This window comes from Blastomonas fulva (assembly GCF_003431825.1).
GTDB classification, from domain to species: Bacteria; Pseudomonadota; Alphaproteobacteria; order Sphingomonadales; family Sphingomonadaceae; genus Blastomonas; species Blastomonas fulva.
Genome location: NZ_CP020083.1, coordinates 1,998,310 through 2,012,940 on the forward strand (window position 1 = coordinate 1,998,310; position 14,631 = coordinate 2,012,940).

A 14,631-nucleotide genomic window follows, 5' to 3' on the forward strand; every position below is an offset into this window, starting at 1 on the left:
TTTTCCCCAGAAAACCGGGCCAACCCTCTCGCCTTGCGGCATTCGCGCTGCTACCCGCCTGAAGCATGGCTAAAGACGCGAGCGCCGGGTCTGGCGACGATATCCCCGAAATCGAGAACACGTCCTTCGACCGCGCGCTGTCGGAGCGGTATCTTGTCTATGCGCTCTCCACCATTACCGCGCGCTCGCTGCCCGATCTGCGCGATGGCCTGAAGCCGGTTCACCGCCGCCTGTTGTGGGCGATGCGGCAATTGAAGCTCGATCCGGCGAGCAGCTACAAGAAGAGCGCGCGCGTTGTCGGCGATGTCATCGGCAAATACCATCCGCATGGCGATGCCTCGGTCTATGACGCGATGGTCCGCCTCGCGCAGGATTTCGTGCTGCGCTATCCCCTGGTCGACGGGCAGGGCAATTTCGGCAACGTCGATGGCGATAATGCTGCGGCCTATCGCTACACCGAAGCCCGGCTGACGCGCACCGCGATCGAGCTGATGGCCGGGCTCGACGAGGGCACCGTCGCCTTCAAGCCGACCTATAACGGCGAGGAGGAAGAGCCCGAAATCTTCCCCGGGCTGTTCCCCAATCTGCTCGCCAACGGCGCCAGCGGCATCGCGGTGGGCATGGCGACCTCGATCCCGTCGCACAATGTCGCCGAAGTGATCGACGCGGCCGACATGCTGATCGACAATCCGGAAACCACGCACGAGCAGATCATGCAGGTATTCCGCGGCCCCGATTTTGCCACTGGCGGGCTGCTGGTCGATAATGCCGAAACGATCAGCCACGCCTATCGCACCGGGCGCGGCGCCTTCCGTCTTCGCGCGCGCTATTCGACCGGCAAGGATGCCGAGGGCAACTGGGAGCAGACCGGCATCGAGAAGCTGCCCGGCGGCACATGGCAGCTGGTGCTCAGCGAAATTCCGTATCAGGTGCAGAAGGGCAAATTGATCGAGCAGATCGCGACGCTGATCGCGGAGAAGAAGCTGCCGATCCTCGCCGATATCCGCGATGAATCGGACGAGACGATCCGCATCGTGCTCGAGCCCAAGAGCCGCAATGTCGATCCCGATGTCCTCAAGGACAGCCTGTATCGGTTGAGCGATCTGGAAGTCCGCTTTCCGCTCAACCTCAACGTGCTCGACGAGACCCGCACGCCAGGCGTGATGGGGATCAAGCCGCTGCTCGAATCCTGGCTGCGGCACCAGATCCTCATCCTCACCAACCGCAGCCGCCACCGGCTCGACAAGATCGCGGCAAGGCTCGAGCTGCTGCGCGGCTATATCATCGCCTATCTCAACCTCGACCGGGTGATCGAGATCATCCGCACCCAGGACGAGCCCAAGCCGCTGATGATGGCCGAGTTCGAGCTGACCGACCGCCAGGCCGAAGCGATCCTCAACATGCGGCTGCGCTCCTTGCGCAAGCTCGAGGAGATGGAACTGCGGCGCGAGCACGACGCTCTGGTCAAGGAAGCCGAGGGGCTGGAAAAGCTGCTCGCCGATCCGAAGCTGCAGAAGAAGCGGCTCAAGAAGGATCTGGCGACGCTGCGCGCGCTGTATGCGGAAACCACCGAGCTCGGCCGCCGCCGGACCGACCTGCGCGAAGCCGCCCCCGCGCGCGAAATTCCGCTCGAAGCGATGATCGAGCGCGAGCCGGTGACCGTGATCATGTCGCGGCGCGGGTGGATCAAGGCAATGAAGGGGCACGCGGACCTCGCTGTCCCTGAAATCACCAAGTTCAAGGAAGGCGATGGCCCCGCCTTTGCCTTCCACGCGCAATCGACCGACAAGCTGCTGATCGCGCTCGACAATGGCAGGTTCTACACGCTGGGCGCGCAGAACCTGCCCGGTGCGCGCGGATTTGGCGAGCCGGTGCGCAACATGCTCGATATGGAGAACGAGGCGCAGATCATCGCGCTGATGCCCTATGATCCTGCAGGCAAGCTGCTGCTCGCCGCATCCAACGGTCGCGGTTTCCTGGCCGAAATGGCCGAGCTGATCGCGGAAACGCGCAAGGGCCGCCAGGTCGTCAACCTGAAACCCGGCGTGCGGCTGATGGTGATCCGCAATGTCCCTGCCAGCGCCGATCACGTCGCTGTGGTGGGCGAGAACCGCAAGCTTGTGGTGTTTCCGCTCGGCGAACTGCCGGTAATGGCGCGCGGGCAGGGGGTGCAGCTGCAGCGCTATCGCGACGGATCGCTGGCAGATGCCACCACCTTCCGGCTCGAAGAGGGGCTGAGCTGGACGATGGGCGGCGACAGCGGGCGGACGCGGACCGAGAAGGACATGGGGCTGTGGCGGGTCGCGCGCGGCGCGGCCGGGCGGCTGCCGCCCAATGGCTTCCCGCGCAACAACCGCTTCGATGGCTAGAAAAACCTTTGTTCGGCCGCGACTTTTTCACCGACGTTTAAGTTAATTTTACATTTTCGCGGCTAGGCGTTGATACATATGGCCAGCCCAACTCCGCCCCCCAGAACGCGCGCCAAGCCGTTGCCGGATTCGCTTGTATCGGATGCGTTCTCCGGCGGGCATCCCGGCTTTGCGGCGGTGCTCGATCCGCTGCCTATCCCCGCAGCGGTGGTGACGCGGGTCGATGGGGCTCCGCAGATCGTGATGGCCAACCCCGCATTCGTCGATCGTCAGCTGATGCCTGGCGCCGTATCGGCAATCGATGTGGCGCTGCTGACCGAGCTGGTGTCGGTCGCCAGCCGCAACGACAGTGGCAAGGCCAACCGCCCCTGGACCTCCGAGGATCCGGTCAAGACCCGCCGCTATGACGTGACCGCGGCGCGGATCGAGATGCCCGGGCTGGATTGGCCGCATTTTCTGGTGAGCCTGATCGACCGCACCAGCGAGATCGAGACGCACGACAGCTTCCGCCGCGAAACGATGCGCGACAGCCTGACCGGCCTGCCCAACCGGGCCGGGTTTGAGGACGCGGTCGAAAGCAGGCTGGCGGAACAGGGCAGCGATGGCCGCGTGACCACGTCGGGCTTTGCGATCATCACGCTCGATATCGCGCGCTTCAGCCAGATCAACGAATGTGCAGGCAGCGTGGTGGGTGACGAGCTGATCATCACCGTCGCGCGCCGCCTGATGGGGCGGGTGCGCAAGACCGATATCGTCGCGCGGATCGGGGGCAATGAATTTGCGCTGTTCGTGCCGCTGCGCGGGTCGAACCCGCGCGAGCTTTCGCGGATAACCAGCCGCATCCGCGACATCTTCCTCAACCCCTATCGGCTGTCGGATCTCGAGATCCAGATCGACGGGGCGATCGGCATCGCGCTCAGCAAGCCCGGCCAGACCGATTGCGCCAACTACATCCGCCAGTCGCAGATCGCGCTCAAGCGCGCCAAGCGCACACGCCAGGCGGAAATCTATACGCCCGAGGAACTCGACAAGGCCCGCCGGCGCTTCACGCTGGAAACCGAGCTGCGCAAGGCGATCGAACTGGACCGGCTCGAGCTGTATTTCCAGCCGCTGATCGACATGAGCAACGGCTTCGTCACCGGGTTCGAAGCGCTGGCGCGCTGGAAGGACCCGGATTACGGCATGATCTCGCCGGTCGAGTTCATCCCCGTTGCCGAGGAATGCGGGCTGATCCTGCCATTGGGGCGCTGGGCGCTGGACCGCGCCTGCCAGGTGCTCAACGAATGGGATGCCAAGGCGGGCGAGGTGCTGCCGCTCAAGGTCAGCGTCAACGTCTCCGCCGCGCAATTCGCCCGCGACGACATTCCCAGCATGGTCGCCAACATCCTGCGCGCCAACAAGACAAAGCCCGAGCGGTTGTGCCTGGAGCTGACCGAATCGGTGGTGGTGAGCGATCCCGCGCGCGCCGCCAAGGTGATGAGCGCCCTGCGCGCGCTCAACGTCTCGCTGGCGATGGACGATTTCGGCACCGGCTATTCCAACCTGGCCTATCTGCAGCAGCTGCCGATCGACGTGCTCAAGATCGACCGCAGCTTCATCTCGGACATGCTCAAGGAACGCGACAAGGTCGCCATCGTGCGCGCCATCCTGTCGCTGGCGAGCGCCCTGGGCATGGAGACCACCGCCGAGGGAATCGAGACGCTGGAAATCTCGCAGACCCTGGCAGCGCTCGGCTGTTCGTTCGGCCAGGGCTATTTCTATTCGCCGCCGGTCCCAGCCGACGAGGCCTATGCGTACATGATCACCCGCATGGGTTGATCGGCACCCGGGATCGTCAGGCCGCCGCCACCTGTGCAGCGATCTGGCGCACACGCTCGGGCTCGGGAAAATCCTCTGCAATCCAGCGGCGGCGTGTTTCGCCCAGCACCCGCGCGACATCCGGCCCGGCGTGTATGCCCAGCGCCAGGATATCGCGCCCGCCCAGCGGGAATTCGGGAACCGACCAGCCCTTGAGGCTCTGCCAGCCCTGCGCCAGTGCATCGTCCGGGCCGCGCAGCAGCAGCCAGTTCGAAACCGTATCGGCAGGCTGCACCGCGGCTGCCACCTGCCGCGCAGTCCCACTGTCGGGCCAGCGTGCGGCATAGCGCGCGAGCGTTGCCCGCTGCGCCTTGGACAGCCGCAACCGCGAAGCCACGGCCTCGGCGACGAGCGGGTCCGCCGGCAGCAGCGCCGCCAGCCGCACCAAGGGATCGGCCTTCGCACCGAGCTGCGCCTCGCGGGCGAGCAGCATCGTGAGCGTCTCCAGCCCGTCGCCCGCCATTTCGGGCAGGACCACCGGCCAGATTCCACTCTGCGCCATCAGCAGCGCCGCATCTGCAGGGTTGATGCTGCCCAGCAGCAGCAGCAGTTCGCGCGCGATCCGCTCGCGCGACAGCGCCTTCAACCGGTCCGCATGCCGGGCACAGGCCGCCAGCGCATCGGGATCAGCCGGGCCGCCGAAGCGCGCGTGAAAGCGGAACAGCCGCAGGATACGCAAATGGTCTTCCAGGATGCGCGCATCGGCATCGCCGATGAACCGCACCAGCCGCGCGGCCAGGTCCGCCTCGCCGCCAAAATAATCGGTGACCTCGAGCGTGCGCGGGTCGGCGAACAGCGCGTTGATGGTGAAATCGCGCCGCGCGGCATCCTCGCGCCAGTCGTCGGTGAAGGCGACCTCGGCATGGCGGCCATCGGTGGTGACATCGCGGCGCAGCGTGGTGATCTCGACCGGGCCTGCGGGCAGCACCGCGGTCACGGTGCCGTGCTCGATCCCGGTCGGCACCGCCTTGATCCCGGCATCGGCCAGCGCGGCCATAACCTGCTCGGGCAGCAGCCGGGTGGCGATATCGACATCGACCGCGTCCACGCCCAGCAGCGCATCGCGTACCGCGCCACCGACATAGCGGCACTGGTCGCCGCCGGGGTCGAGCGCGGCCAGCATCCCGGCAAGGTCCGTGCGCTGCGTCCAGGCGGCGCTGATCCGGGTCATGCCATGATCCCTTCCAGCCTGCGCGAGAGGTTGGCGATAATCCCTGCGGTCACCCCCCAGATGCGCCGGCGGCCCCACATGATCTCGATATAGCGGCGCTCGGCGCCCTTCCAGTGGGTGCTGTGATGGGCGTGGTTGGCAGGGTCCAGCACGAAAGCGAGCGGGACTTCGAACCAGTCGGCCACCTCGCCCGGATTGGGGGTGTAGCTGAGGTCAGGCGGGATCACGCCCAGCACCGGGGTGATCGCAAAGCCGCTGCCGCTGCGATAGACATCCGCCTCGCCGATCACGCGGACATGATGCGGGGCAAGCCCCAGCTCCTCATCCGCCTCGCGCAGAGCGGCGGCAACGGCATGCGCGTCCGTTGGGTCAATCTTGCCGCCGGGAAACGCGATCTGGCCGGGATGGCTGCGCAGATAATCGGGGCGCTGGGTGAGGATGACACCCGGTTCGGGCCGGTCGGTTACCGCGATCAGTACCGCAGCGGGAATATGCCTGCCGCCATCGGGGTCTATATGCCGCTCATCCACGACGGAAAGCCCGCTAGCGGCGCTGGCGGCAAGCGCATCGGAAAGCCTGGCAAACAGGCTCATGCAGCAGCAATCCTGTCCAGCCGGAAGCAGGTGCCGTCGCTCCAGATCGGAAGGCCGGCAGCGTCTGCGGCATCATCGCCCTGATCGCCAAGCGCCAGCTCGACCAGATCGTAATAGACGCTGCGCTCGATCCGCGCCTCCAGCCCGCGCCACAGGCCCAGATAAGGACGCGGCTCTTCCGGGGTGCCGCGCAGGATCAGCGGGCGGTCCGCGCCGCACACCGCAAGCTCGTCGGTGTTCAGCCGGAACGCCAGCCGCCGCTGCTTGCCGCTGCCTTCGGACTTCACCTCGACCGCCAGCAGCGGAGCATCCTCCACCTCGATCCACTGTTTTTCGAACGGCGTGACCAGCGCATGGCGCCCGTCCTCCTCGCGGCGCAGCACGCTCGCGAACAGGCGGACCATCGCCGGGCGCGAGATCAGCCCGCCCTGATGATACCAGCGGCCATCGGCGGCGATGCGCATATGGCTGTCGCTCTCGGCCGCGGGCGACCATTGCTCGACCGGGGGAAGCTTGCGCGCGGCGACCAGTCCCGCAATCTCGGCGAGCGACAGGTCCTGCATTTCGGGGGGCGGATCATAGGGCATGGGGGATCAGATAAGCACGGAGGCTGCGCGATGCAAAGCCCGGCGCCCCCAATCATCCGTCATGTCAGGCGCCAGGGGCCCAAAATGCCCTTGGGCGGCATCACCGAATCGGGCCGTGCCAGCGCCAGTAGCCGGTGCTGCTCATAGGGGCCGGGCAGCGACCAGCCACCTGTCTGATCGGCGGAAAAGCCGAAGCGGGTGCCGTAATATTCCGGATCGCCCAGCAGCACGAGCGGCATCTTTTCGCCCACGCCCATCGCGCCGAACACTGCGGCCATCAGCGCACGGCCGATGCCCTGGTCCTGATGATCGGGAGCGACGCCGACCGGGCCCACCAGAATCATCGGATAGGCAAGACCGTCGGGATCGGTCAGCGCCACCGGCCAGCACTGGATGGTGCCGACCAGATAGCCATCTGCATCGATCGCGGCAAAGCTCAGCGCGGGCAGCGCCTCAAGACCATCGCGCACGCGATAGATGGTGCGCCCGGATCGCTCGGGTCCGAACACCTGGTCGAGAAGGTCGTCAACCCAGGCCGTATCGACCTGATCCAGCGGGATGATAGTGAATTCGGTCATCGTTCCAGACGGGTAAGCAAGAGGTCACAGAGCCTGCGCCCTTAGGCACGTGGCCTCCCCAAGTCGAGCGGCATTTCCCGCAGTGGTACAGCACCCCTAATCGAATTGCCAAAGCCGCCCGCCTTTCCTATGTGTGTCATACGGGCAACAGGGGGATTATATGCAGGCCATGGAAAAACCGCACGGATCGATCTGGCTGGCACGGCTGTGTCTGTTGCTGGGCGCGGGTTCTGTGGTGATGGCCCTGGTCGGCGCCATCGGTGCCGGGCAGGACTGGTGGGGCAAGCTTGAAGGCCTCAGCGTGGTCATGGCCGCTGTCGTCGTCGCGCTGGTCGCCTTGCTGTTCTCGCTCATCGTGCTGCTGCTCTATCGCAAGAAGGGCACGGCGATCCGCAACATGACGCTGATCGGCCTGGTGTGCTCGCTCGGGTTCCTGGGGGTCATCGGATACTGGGTCAATGTCGGCAGGAGCGTGCCGCAGATCCACGACATCACCACCAATCTCGACAATCCGCCCGAATTCCGGGTGCTCAAGTTGCGGCCCGACGATTTTGCCGATGTCCCCGGACGGGGCGAGGCGAAATATGCCGGAATGGATGCGATGGAGCGCTGGAAGCTGCTGCATGGCGCGGCCTATGGCGACCTGCGCACGGTCACCGTGGCGCTGCCGGTCGACAAGGCAGTGGCGCTGGCCGAGCAGGTCGCGCGCAAGCGCGGCTGGGAGATCGCAGCGGTGCGCCCCGACGAAGGTCGGCTGGAGGCGGTGGACACCGTGTCGCTGTTCCGGTTCAAGGACGATATCGTGGTGCGGGTGCAACCTGGCCCTGGCGGGCTCACCAGCCAGATCGATGTGCGATCCGTTTCGCGAGTGGGGCGCAGCGATCTGGGCGTCAATGCCAAGCGGATCCGCGGTTTCCTGAAAGACCTGAAGGCTGCAGCGCTCAAGGGCTGACGGGCGGCGGCTAGCCCGCGCCCGCCACTGCCTTGCTGGAGGCCTGCTCGACACGGCTACGGTCGGCAAGCATCAGCGTCGAACTCGCCTTGGCGAGCACCTTGCCTGAAGCATCGAGCAACTGACCTTCGAAAAAGCAGGTGCTGCGCCCGCGCCGCTCGACCCACGCCTTGGCAATCACCACCCCGGGGCGAGCGGGCGCGAAGAAGCTGACCTTGAGCTCGAGCGACATCGGCACCACGTCCGGGCCCGTCATCGCCATCGCGGCATGCGCCATCGCGGCATCGATCCAGCCGGTGACGAAGCCGCCCTGCACGACTCCGCCCGAATGGCACATGTGCTGCCCCGCCTGATATTCGATCGTCGCACGGCCTTGCGGATCCATCTCGACAATGCGGACGAATCCCATGGCGGTGTTGAGGTCATGGACGGCTTCGGGGGGTGTTGCGGTCATGGGGCTCCGTTCGATTGCGGTTTTTGCAAAGCCCAGCCAATCGCCAAATGCCGCGCATGTCAAACGCACAATGTCGCGCTGTGGGCGGAACCATGGCGAGACTGCCCTGTATTTACAGCATAGATAAGAGGAGCTTGTCCGATGATCCCGATCCGTTTTTCCCTCAGCGCGTCTGTTCTGGCCGGCGCCCTGGCGCTTGGCGCGTGCGGCAACGAGACGCCAGCCCCGGCACCCGAGCCCGCCGAAAGCGGCGATGGCACGCTCGCCATGGCAGATCCGGTTGCGCCTGTGATCGCCACCGCCAGCCTCAAGACCGCCGATGGACGAGATGCCGGAACGGTGACCGCGACCGAGCGCGAAGGCGGCATCCTGATCGCAGTGTCGGCAACGGGCATCGCGCCGGGCGAGCATGGCATCCATGTGCACATGACCGGCAAGTGCGATGGTCCCAAGTTCGAGACCGCAGGCGGCCACTGGAACCCCATGGGCGCCAAGCATGGCCTCAGCAATCCGCAGGGCTCGCATCACGGCGACATGCCCAATCTGACGATTGCCAGCGATGGTAGCGGCAAGATGGACTACACCGTCAAGGAAGCGGCGCTCGCCGAGATGCTCGATGCCGATGGCGCGGCGCTCGTGATCCACGCCAAGGCGGATGACCAGATGACCGATCCGTCGGGCGACAGCGGCGATCGCATAGCCTGCGGCGTGTTCGGCCGAGGCTGAGCTAACGTCTGGCGGGGTGCGCGCTCAGGGCTTGCTGGTATAGTCGATCCGGATGCGCACCCACTCGCCCACCTTGGAAACGCCGCCGACCCTTGGCGGCCTCACCCGGAACTGCCAGGCCGCCGAGATGACCGCGCGGGCGATCCCCGATCCTTGCGGTGATTCGCCAAGCTGCACGCAATCTTCCACCCGAAAATCCTCGACTGTGCGGCAGGCGATCAGGCCCCAGCCGGGGCCTCGCGCCGTTGACAGATAGCCTGCCAGTTCATCCGCATAGGGTTCGCGATACCAGGCGGCGGCATAAAGCGGCTCGCCATTGGGTCCCGATCCGCTGACCCGTGCGCTGTCGCCGGGCACGCCCTTGTCGGGCGGGCCATAGACGCGTCCGGGGTTGGCCTTGGGCTTGGCGATCTGCGGCGCGGCCTGCGGACGGGCAGGTTGCGCGGACGGCATCGGGACGATGGCAGGAGGTACGACCGATGGCTGGGATGCGACCAGGGGGCTTGGCACTTCGGTGGGCGCGGCTTCGGTCTCCTGCGGCTGGGGCGATTGCGCGGCCTCCTGCTCGGCGGCAGGGCTTTCTTCCTCGACCTTTTCCTCGGATGGCTCGGGGCTAACCCCGAACACCGTCAGCTTCTCCTCTTCCTGCCGCGTTGCCGGCGGCGCGATCGAGAGCGACAGCAGCACGAGGATGATCAGGATTTCGGCGAGCAGTGCAAAGATCACCCCGCCGGCGCGCTCACCCAGCCGGGAGCGCAGCCACGAGCGGGTGCGCAGATGCCAGGGCAGGGCTTCGGCAGGAGGGATCATCTTGGTCTGGGGCATGTCCATCAGCGGGCTTGTTCTCGTGCGATTACGGCCCCCCAGCCCCTGATCCCGCGCTTATGGTGCCGCTTGTCGGATTCGAACCAACGACCTACCGCTTACAAGGCGGTTGCTCTACCAGCTGAGCTAAAGCGGCGCTACAGGCGCATTTGCGCCGCGTCCAATGCTCTATTTGACGCCAAAGGTCCAGCCTTCAGTGATGCGGATGGCATCATCGAGCGCCGGCGGGTGCCAGAAGCTGCGCCACAGGCTTTCGTCGCGCGCGGCATGGCGCAGCCACGCCGCTGTCATCAGCGCATCGGTGCTGTGGTCGTCATGCGCGATCAACGGGGCAGGGGGCGCAGCGCCCAGCTGGGCCAGTGCCTGATGCAGCCCGTCGGCATCGCGCACCTTGCTGCGCGATAGCCCGCGACCGGCTGCACGCGCGGCGATGCTGGTGTAGATTTCCACGATCACCGGGCCCCGTTCGGGCAGCGGATCGAACGGCCACACGGGGATGCGCCCCGCCAGCCGGTGCAGCACGCGCATCCCGGTGAGGCTCGACTTGCCGACCTGCGCTGCGCCGACCAGGTTGAAGCAGCTTGCGCTGTTAGCCTGGCGGGTGCTGCGCTGATGATGCTCTACCGCGCGCAGCCGTCCGGTGCCTGCCGTGCCGAAACGGTCGCCGGTATCGCCCTTGCCATGGCGGAAATAACGCCGCGCCTGCTCGTGCGTCACAAAGCCCCCCGCCGCCAGATGGTCATCGCCATCGCACAACTGATCGACCAGCGCCCACAGGCTGCGCGCATCGGGCGGGCTTTCATCCCAGCCGGGAAAATAGCCGCCCGCATCGACAAAGGGAAAGGTCGGTGACAAATCCATGCCGATCAGCATGTCGGTCCCCGCATCGGCATGCGCGAGCAACCAGTCGAGCGCCGCGCCGCGCGACCAGCCCCCCTGCGGGCGCAGCAGCACCGGGCGTGCGTCAGCCTCCGCCGCGATGGTCGCGAGCGCGAGGCCCCTGGGACGTGCCACGGCCTGTCCCGACCAGTCAAAACAGGCGTAATGCTGGAAACGGCGCATTGCGTTCAGCGGATCTGTTTGAGCACCTCGGCGGTGAATTTGGCGATGTTGAACTGATCGTCCGGGCCGTCATAGCCGCGCCGCACGATCACGAGGTCGCGGCTGGGGATCATCACCAGATACTGGCCACGATTGCCGAACGCGGCGAACGCATCGGCAGGAACGCCCTCGCTCTTGCTCATCAGCCAGAAGCTCGCGCCATAGCCGAACGGGCCTTCCGGCTGCGGGCCGCTGGGCCGGGTCACATAGTCGCGCCAGCCTTCGGGCAGGATGCGCTGACCGTTCCAGCTGCCATCGTTCAGATACAAGAGCCCCATCCGCGCCATGTCGCGCGCGGTGGTCCAAACCTGGCTGGAGAGGATGTAGTTGCCCTGCCAGTCGGTCTCGGCCCAGGTGCGCGTCATGCCGAGTGCATCGAACATCTGGTGCGGATGCAGATCGGGCGCGGCATCGCGCGCCGCCAGGGTTGCGAGCAGGATGTCGTTGTTCGAGTAGCGGAAGGCGCTTCCCGGCTGGTGCAGCATCGGCCACAATGTCGTCCACTGCCGCACTTCGCCCGCGCCCATATAGACCGCATCGGTGCGGTTGCCTGGCGAGTCGCTGACGAGGCCACTGCCCATCCGCAGCAGATGATCGAGGGTGATGCGCTTGCGCGGATCGCCCCCGACGTTCCACTCGCGCACCGGCACGTCGGGAATGTTGAAACCCTTCTGGCGGACGAAGCCGACATAGGTTCCCGCGATCGATTTGGCGACCGACCAGGTGCGCTGCGCGGTGTGCATGTCGTGCCCGGGTTTGTAACGCTCCTGCACGACCCGGCCCTTGTGGACGATCACGACACCGCTGGTCTTGCCACCGAACGCTTTCGCCTCGAACGCACTTTCCACCAGAGTGTCGAACGGCGTGATCATCATGATCCTCGGATCGCTCGCATCGGCATCGCCCATCGGCCAGGCAAGCGCGTCGGCGCTGCCGGGGATCGCCCGCTCCAGCGCCTCGGCGGGAAGGCGGGTGCCGTCGCTGGTCCAGCCAATCGGCATCGATGTGCAGCCGGTCACCGGATTGTGCCGGGCAACGCGCGGCGGCATGTCCTCGGCAAAGGCGACGCTCACCTGATGCGCGGGTTCGTCGATGTCCGCCTTCAATGTCGGCACGATCGCGGCGACGTGCGGATAGATCCCGGTGAGTTCATCCGCCTCGATATCGGCAAGCGTCTTGTTGCCGTTCCACAAGCCGGAACACACGAACTGCGCCTTGTAGCCGGCGGCCTGCGCGCGATCCATGTGCGAGGGTTGGATAGGCGTCGCTTGTTGGGCAACGGCGGGGGCCGCCAGTGCCAAGGCGAGGGCAAGACTAACTGCGATTGTCTTCACGCATTTTCTCCCATGTGCGCATCCGCTCGGCAATGCGCGCTTCATAGCCGCGTTCGACCGGTCGATAGAACTGCTGCGCGTCCATCTCTTCGGGCCAGTAGTTCGCGCCCGAAAAGCCCTCGGCCTGATCATGGTCATAGGCATAGCCCTTGCCATAGCCGATGTCCTTCATCAGCTTGGTCGGCGCGTTCAGGATATTGGGCGGTGGCATCAGCGATCCGGTGGCACGCGCGCTTTTCCAGGCGGCCTTTTGCGCGGCGTAGATCGCGTTCGATTTGGGCGCGGTGGCGCAATAGAGGCACGCCTGCACGATCGCCAGTTCGCCCTCGGGTGACCCGAGAAACGCATACGCATCCTTGGCGGCGAGGCATTGCACCAGCGCCTGCGGGTCGGCCATGCCGATGTCTTCGCTGGCAAAGCGGGTGATCCGGCGCAACACGTAGAGCGGCTCCTCGCCCGCCACCAGCATGCGCGCGAGATAGTAGAGCGAAGCCTGCGGATCGGACCCGCGCATCGCCTTGTGCAGCGCCGAGATGAGGTTGTAGTGACCCTCGCGGTCCTTGTCGTAGACCGGCATCCGGCGGTGCAGCAATGCGGCGAGCCCCGCCGGGTCGAGCGGCGCATCGATCCGCACCGTCAGCAAGGTCTCGACCTGGTTGAGCAGGAAGCGCCCGTCGCCATCGGCCGAGGCGATCAGCGCGGCGCGGGCGTCGTCGGTGAGCGGCAGCGAGCGTCCGGTCAGCGCTTCCGCGCGCGCGATCAGTTCGCCCAGCGCCGCCTCGTCCAGCCGTCGCAGAATGAGCACCTGACTGCGGCTGAGCAAAGCGGCATTGAGTTCGAACGACGGGTTTTCGGTCGTTGCCCCCACCAGCACCACCGTCCCGCGCTCGACGAAGGGCAGGAAACCATCCTGTTGCGCGCGGTTGAAACGGTGGATCTCGTCCACGAACAGCAAGGTGCGCTGCCCTGCACCTGCCATCTTCTCGGCCTCGGCAAAGGCTTTCTTGAGGTCCGCGACGCCGGAGAACACCGCCGAGATCGCGACAAAGCGCATCCCCGTCGCCTCGCCCAGCAACCGCGCCATGCTGGTCTTGCCGGTGCCGGGGGGGCCCCACAGGATCATGGAAGACAGCTTACCGGCCGCGACCATCCGCCCGATCGCGCCTTCCGGACCGGTCAGGTGATCCTGGCCGATGATCTCGCTTAGGTTCGCCGGGCGCAGCCGGTCGGCCAGCGGCGCATCGGCGGCGGGCCGGCTGTTGCTGGTGGCGGGGGGAAGGGCTTCGAACAGGTCGCTCATCGCAGGAACGCTAGCGGCTGGCGGGGGCAGGGGGAAGGGGATGAAAAATGCACCCGTCGCAGATCAGCTCTTGTCAAACTGTATCTAAGATATATCTTAGAGCCATCGAGACACACAGGAGATAGATTCGATATGAGTATGCGTTTCAAAATGGCCGGCGGTCCGCGCGGATCGGGCAACCCCTTTATCGCAATGAGCTTCGGACGCGGCGGTGGCCGTAGCTGGGGCGGAGACTGGGACTTCGGCAACTGGAGCTTCGATGGTGGCGGCCGGGGTGGCCGTGGCGGCGGCGGTGGAGGCCGCGGTGGCCGGGGCCGCAGGCGGATGTTCGACAGTGGTGAGCTGCGTATCGTGCTGCTCGCGCTGATCGAAAAGGAGCCGCGGCATGGCTATGACCTGATCAAGGCGATCGAGGAGATGACCGGCGGCGACTATGCGCCCAGCCCCGGCGTGGTCTACCCCACGCTCAGCCTGCTGGAAGATGCAGGGCTGATCGCCTCTGTCGAAACCGATGGCGCGCGCAAGGCGTTCCGCATCACCGATGCGGGGATTGCCGAGCTTTCCGACAAGCGCGACGAGGCCGATGCGCTGCTGGCGCGGTTGTCCGAGGCGGGCGAAGAGCGCGAGCAGCGCGCAGGTGGCCCGCAGATCGGCCGCGCGGTAGGCAATCTGATGGCCGCGATGGCGCATCGCCTGGCGAGCGGTGAGGCCGATGCCGAATTCAAGCACCGCGTTGCCGAGATCCTCGACGAAGCCGCGCAGAAGATCGAGCGACTTTGACTAT

Annotated in this window: 14 protein-coding genes and 1 tRNA gene; 5 read left to right on the plus strand and 10 right to left on the minus strand. The window is 66.0% G+C overall.

The genetic code is table 11. The features are described 5' to 3' along the window. The first annotated feature begins 65 nt into the window (after positions 1-65). Together parC and B5J99_RS09305 are read left to right on the plus strand one after the other, a co-directional pair. Positions 66-2,369, plus strand: a complete 2,304-nt coding sequence (parC, locus tag B5J99_RS09300; protein ID WP_117352247.1) for a DNA topoisomerase IV subunit A — start codon at positions 66-68, stop codon at positions 2,367-2,369. 78 nt (positions 2,370-2,447) lie between these two features. Continuing rightward, the gene (locus tag B5J99_RS09305; RefSeq protein WP_054133446.1) at positions 2,448-4,187 is read left to right on the plus strand and encodes a putative bifunctional diguanylate cyclase/phosphodiesterase; all 1,740 of its coding nucleotides are present in this window, start codon (positions 2,448-2,450) and stop codon (positions 4,185-4,187) included. 16 nt (positions 4,188-4,203) lie between these two features. Here the strand turns inward: B5J99_RS09305 and B5J99_RS09310 are convergent, their stop codons facing one another. Genes B5J99_RS09310 through B5J99_RS09325 form a run of 4 tightly spaced genes read right to left on the minus strand, consistent with a single transcriptional unit; the run spans position 4,204 to position 7,155 of the window. Continuing rightward, complete coding sequence (locus tag B5J99_RS09310; protein ID WP_117352248.1) at positions 4,204-5,397, minus strand: CCA tRNA nucleotidyltransferase; 1,194 nt, start codon at positions 5,395-5,397, stop codon at positions 4,204-4,206. Continuing rightward, positions 5,394-5,990 (minus strand): CoA pyrophosphatase, encoded by a 597-nt coding sequence (locus B5J99_RS09315; protein ID WP_054133444.1) that lies wholly within the window; start codon positions 5,988-5,990, stop codon positions 5,394-5,396. The genes B5J99_RS09310 and B5J99_RS09315 overlap by 4 nt, the downstream gene beginning before the upstream one ends. After that, positions 5,987-6,577 (minus strand): DUF1285 domain-containing protein, encoded by a 591-nt coding sequence (locus B5J99_RS09320; RefSeq protein WP_069049396.1) that lies wholly within the window; start codon positions 6,575-6,577, stop codon positions 5,987-5,989. Before B5J99_RS09320 ends, B5J99_RS09315 begins: the two co-directional genes overlap by 4 nt. A gap of 59 nt (positions 6,578-6,636) precedes the next feature. Continuing rightward, positions 6,637-7,155 carry a GNAT family N-acetyltransferase gene (locus tag B5J99_RS09325; RefSeq protein WP_054133442.1) on the minus strand — a complete coding sequence of 173 codons (519 nt, stop codon included), beginning with the start codon at positions 7,153-7,155 and terminating at the stop codon, positions 6,637-6,639. A gap of 160 nt (positions 7,156-7,315) precedes the next feature. Between B5J99_RS09325 and B5J99_RS09330 the strand changes: the two genes are divergently transcribed. Further along, positions 7,316-8,107: a DUF1499 domain-containing protein gene (locus B5J99_RS09330; protein WP_117352249.1), complete on the plus strand. Its 792-nt coding sequence runs from the start codon at positions 7,316-7,318 to the stop codon at positions 8,105-8,107. Positions 8,108-8,117: 10 nt separating this feature from the next. On the opposite strand, the gene B5J99_RS09335 is transcribed toward B5J99_RS09330, so the two are convergent. Then, positions 8,118-8,561 carry a PaaI family thioesterase gene (locus tag B5J99_RS09335; RefSeq protein WP_117353436.1) on the minus strand — a complete coding sequence of 148 codons (444 nt, stop codon included), beginning with the start codon at positions 8,559-8,561 and terminating at the stop codon, positions 8,118-8,120. 141 nt (positions 8,562-8,702) lie between these two features. Here B5J99_RS09335 and B5J99_RS09340 point away from each other — a divergent pair, with 141 nt between their 5' ends. Then, positions 8,703-9,287 (plus strand): superoxide dismutase family protein, encoded by a 585-nt coding sequence (locus B5J99_RS09340; protein WP_117352250.1) that lies wholly within the window; start codon positions 8,703-8,705, stop codon positions 9,285-9,287. A 24-nt stretch (positions 9,288-9,311) separates the two neighbouring features. Here the strand turns inward: B5J99_RS09340 and B5J99_RS09345 are convergent, their stop codons facing one another. The 5 genes from B5J99_RS09345 to B5J99_RS09365 form a co-directional block, all read right to left on the minus strand. Beyond that, a complete protein-coding gene (locus B5J99_RS09345) occupies positions 9,312-10,118 on the minus strand; it encodes a hypothetical protein (protein ID WP_245991582.1) in 807 nt (268 codons plus the stop codon). Positions 10,119-10,172: 54 nt separating this feature from the next. Then, positions 10,173-10,248: transfer RNA gene (locus B5J99_RS09350), tRNA-Thr, on the minus strand. A 32-nt stretch (positions 10,249-10,280) separates the two neighbouring features. After that, positions 10,281-11,174 carry a hypothetical protein gene (locus tag B5J99_RS09355; protein WP_211337807.1) on the minus strand — a complete coding sequence of 298 codons (894 nt, stop codon included), beginning with the start codon at positions 11,172-11,174 and terminating at the stop codon, positions 10,281-10,283. 5 nt (positions 11,175-11,179) lie between these two features. Beyond that, positions 11,180-12,457, minus strand: coding sequence for a serine hydrolase domain-containing protein (locus B5J99_RS09360; protein ID WP_117352252.1), 1,278 nt, complete (start codon positions 12,455-12,457; stop codon positions 11,180-11,182). A gap of 70 nt (positions 12,458-12,527) precedes the next feature. Further along, complete coding sequence (locus B5J99_RS09365; RefSeq protein WP_117352253.1) at positions 12,528-13,847, minus strand: replication-associated recombination protein A; 1,320 nt, start codon at positions 13,845-13,847, stop codon at positions 12,528-12,530. A gap of 132 nt (positions 13,848-13,979) precedes the next feature. Between B5J99_RS09365 and B5J99_RS09370 the strand changes: the two genes are divergently transcribed. Continuing rightward, positions 13,980-14,627 carry a PadR family transcriptional regulator gene (locus tag B5J99_RS09370; protein ID WP_245991583.1) on the plus strand — a complete coding sequence of 216 codons (648 nt, stop codon included), beginning with the start codon at positions 13,980-13,982 and terminating at the stop codon, positions 14,625-14,627. Positions 14,628-14,631: the final 4 nt, after the last annotated feature.

What these genes read in the sequence shown, in the direction of transcription:
- parC (WP_117352247.1), top strand. Translation starts at nt 66, where the DNA reads ATGGCTAAAGACGCGAGCGCCGGGTCTGGCGACGATATCCCCGAAATC.
- B5J99_RS09305 (WP_054133446.1), top strand. Translation starts at nt 2,448, where the DNA reads ATGGCCAGCCCAACTCCGCCCCCCAGAACGCGCGCCAAGCCGTTGCCG.
- B5J99_RS09310 (WP_117352248.1), bottom strand. Translation starts at nt 5,397, where the DNA reads ATGACCCGGATCAGCGCCGCCTGGACGCAGCGCACGGACCTTGCCGGG.
- B5J99_RS09315 (WP_054133444.1), bottom strand. Translation starts at nt 5,990, where the DNA reads ATGAGCCTGTTTGCCAGGCTTTCCGATGCGCTTGCCGCCAGCGCCGCT.
- B5J99_RS09320 (WP_069049396.1), bottom strand. Translation starts at nt 6,577, where the DNA reads ATGCCCTATGATCCGCCCCCCGAAATGCAGGACCTGTCGCTCGCCGAG.
- B5J99_RS09325 (WP_054133442.1), bottom strand. Translation starts at nt 7,155, where the DNA reads ATGACCGAATTCACTATCATCCCGCTGGATCAGGTCGATACGGCCTGG.
- B5J99_RS09330 (WP_117352249.1), top strand. Translation starts at nt 7,316, where the DNA reads ATGCAGGCCATGGAAAAACCGCACGGATCGATCTGGCTGGCACGGCTG.
- B5J99_RS09335 (WP_117353436.1), bottom strand. Translation starts at nt 8,561, where the DNA reads ATGACCGCAACACCCCCCGAAGCCGTCCATGACCTCAACACCGCCATG.
- B5J99_RS09340 (WP_117352250.1), top strand. Translation starts at nt 8,703, where the DNA reads ATGATCCCGATCCGTTTTTCCCTCAGCGCGTCTGTTCTGGCCGGCGCC.
- B5J99_RS09345 (WP_245991582.1), bottom strand. Translation starts at nt 10,118, where the DNA reads ATGGACATGCCCCAGACCAAGATGATCCCTCCTGCCGAAGCCCTGCCC.
- B5J99_RS09355 (WP_211337807.1), bottom strand. Translation starts at nt 11,174, where the DNA reads ATGCGCCGTTTCCAGCATTACGCCTGTTTTGACTGGTCGGGACAGGCC.
- B5J99_RS09360 (WP_117352252.1), bottom strand. Translation starts at nt 12,457, where the DNA reads ATGGATCGCGCGCAGGCCGCCGGCTACAAGGCGCAGTTCGTGTGTTCC.
- B5J99_RS09365 (WP_117352253.1), bottom strand. Translation starts at nt 13,847, where the DNA reads ATGAGCGACCTGTTCGAAGCCCTTCCCCCCGCCACCAGCAACAGCCGG.
- B5J99_RS09370 (WP_245991583.1), top strand. Translation starts at nt 13,980, where the DNA reads ATGAGTATGCGTTTCAAAATGGCCGGCGGTCCGCGCGGATCGGGCAAC.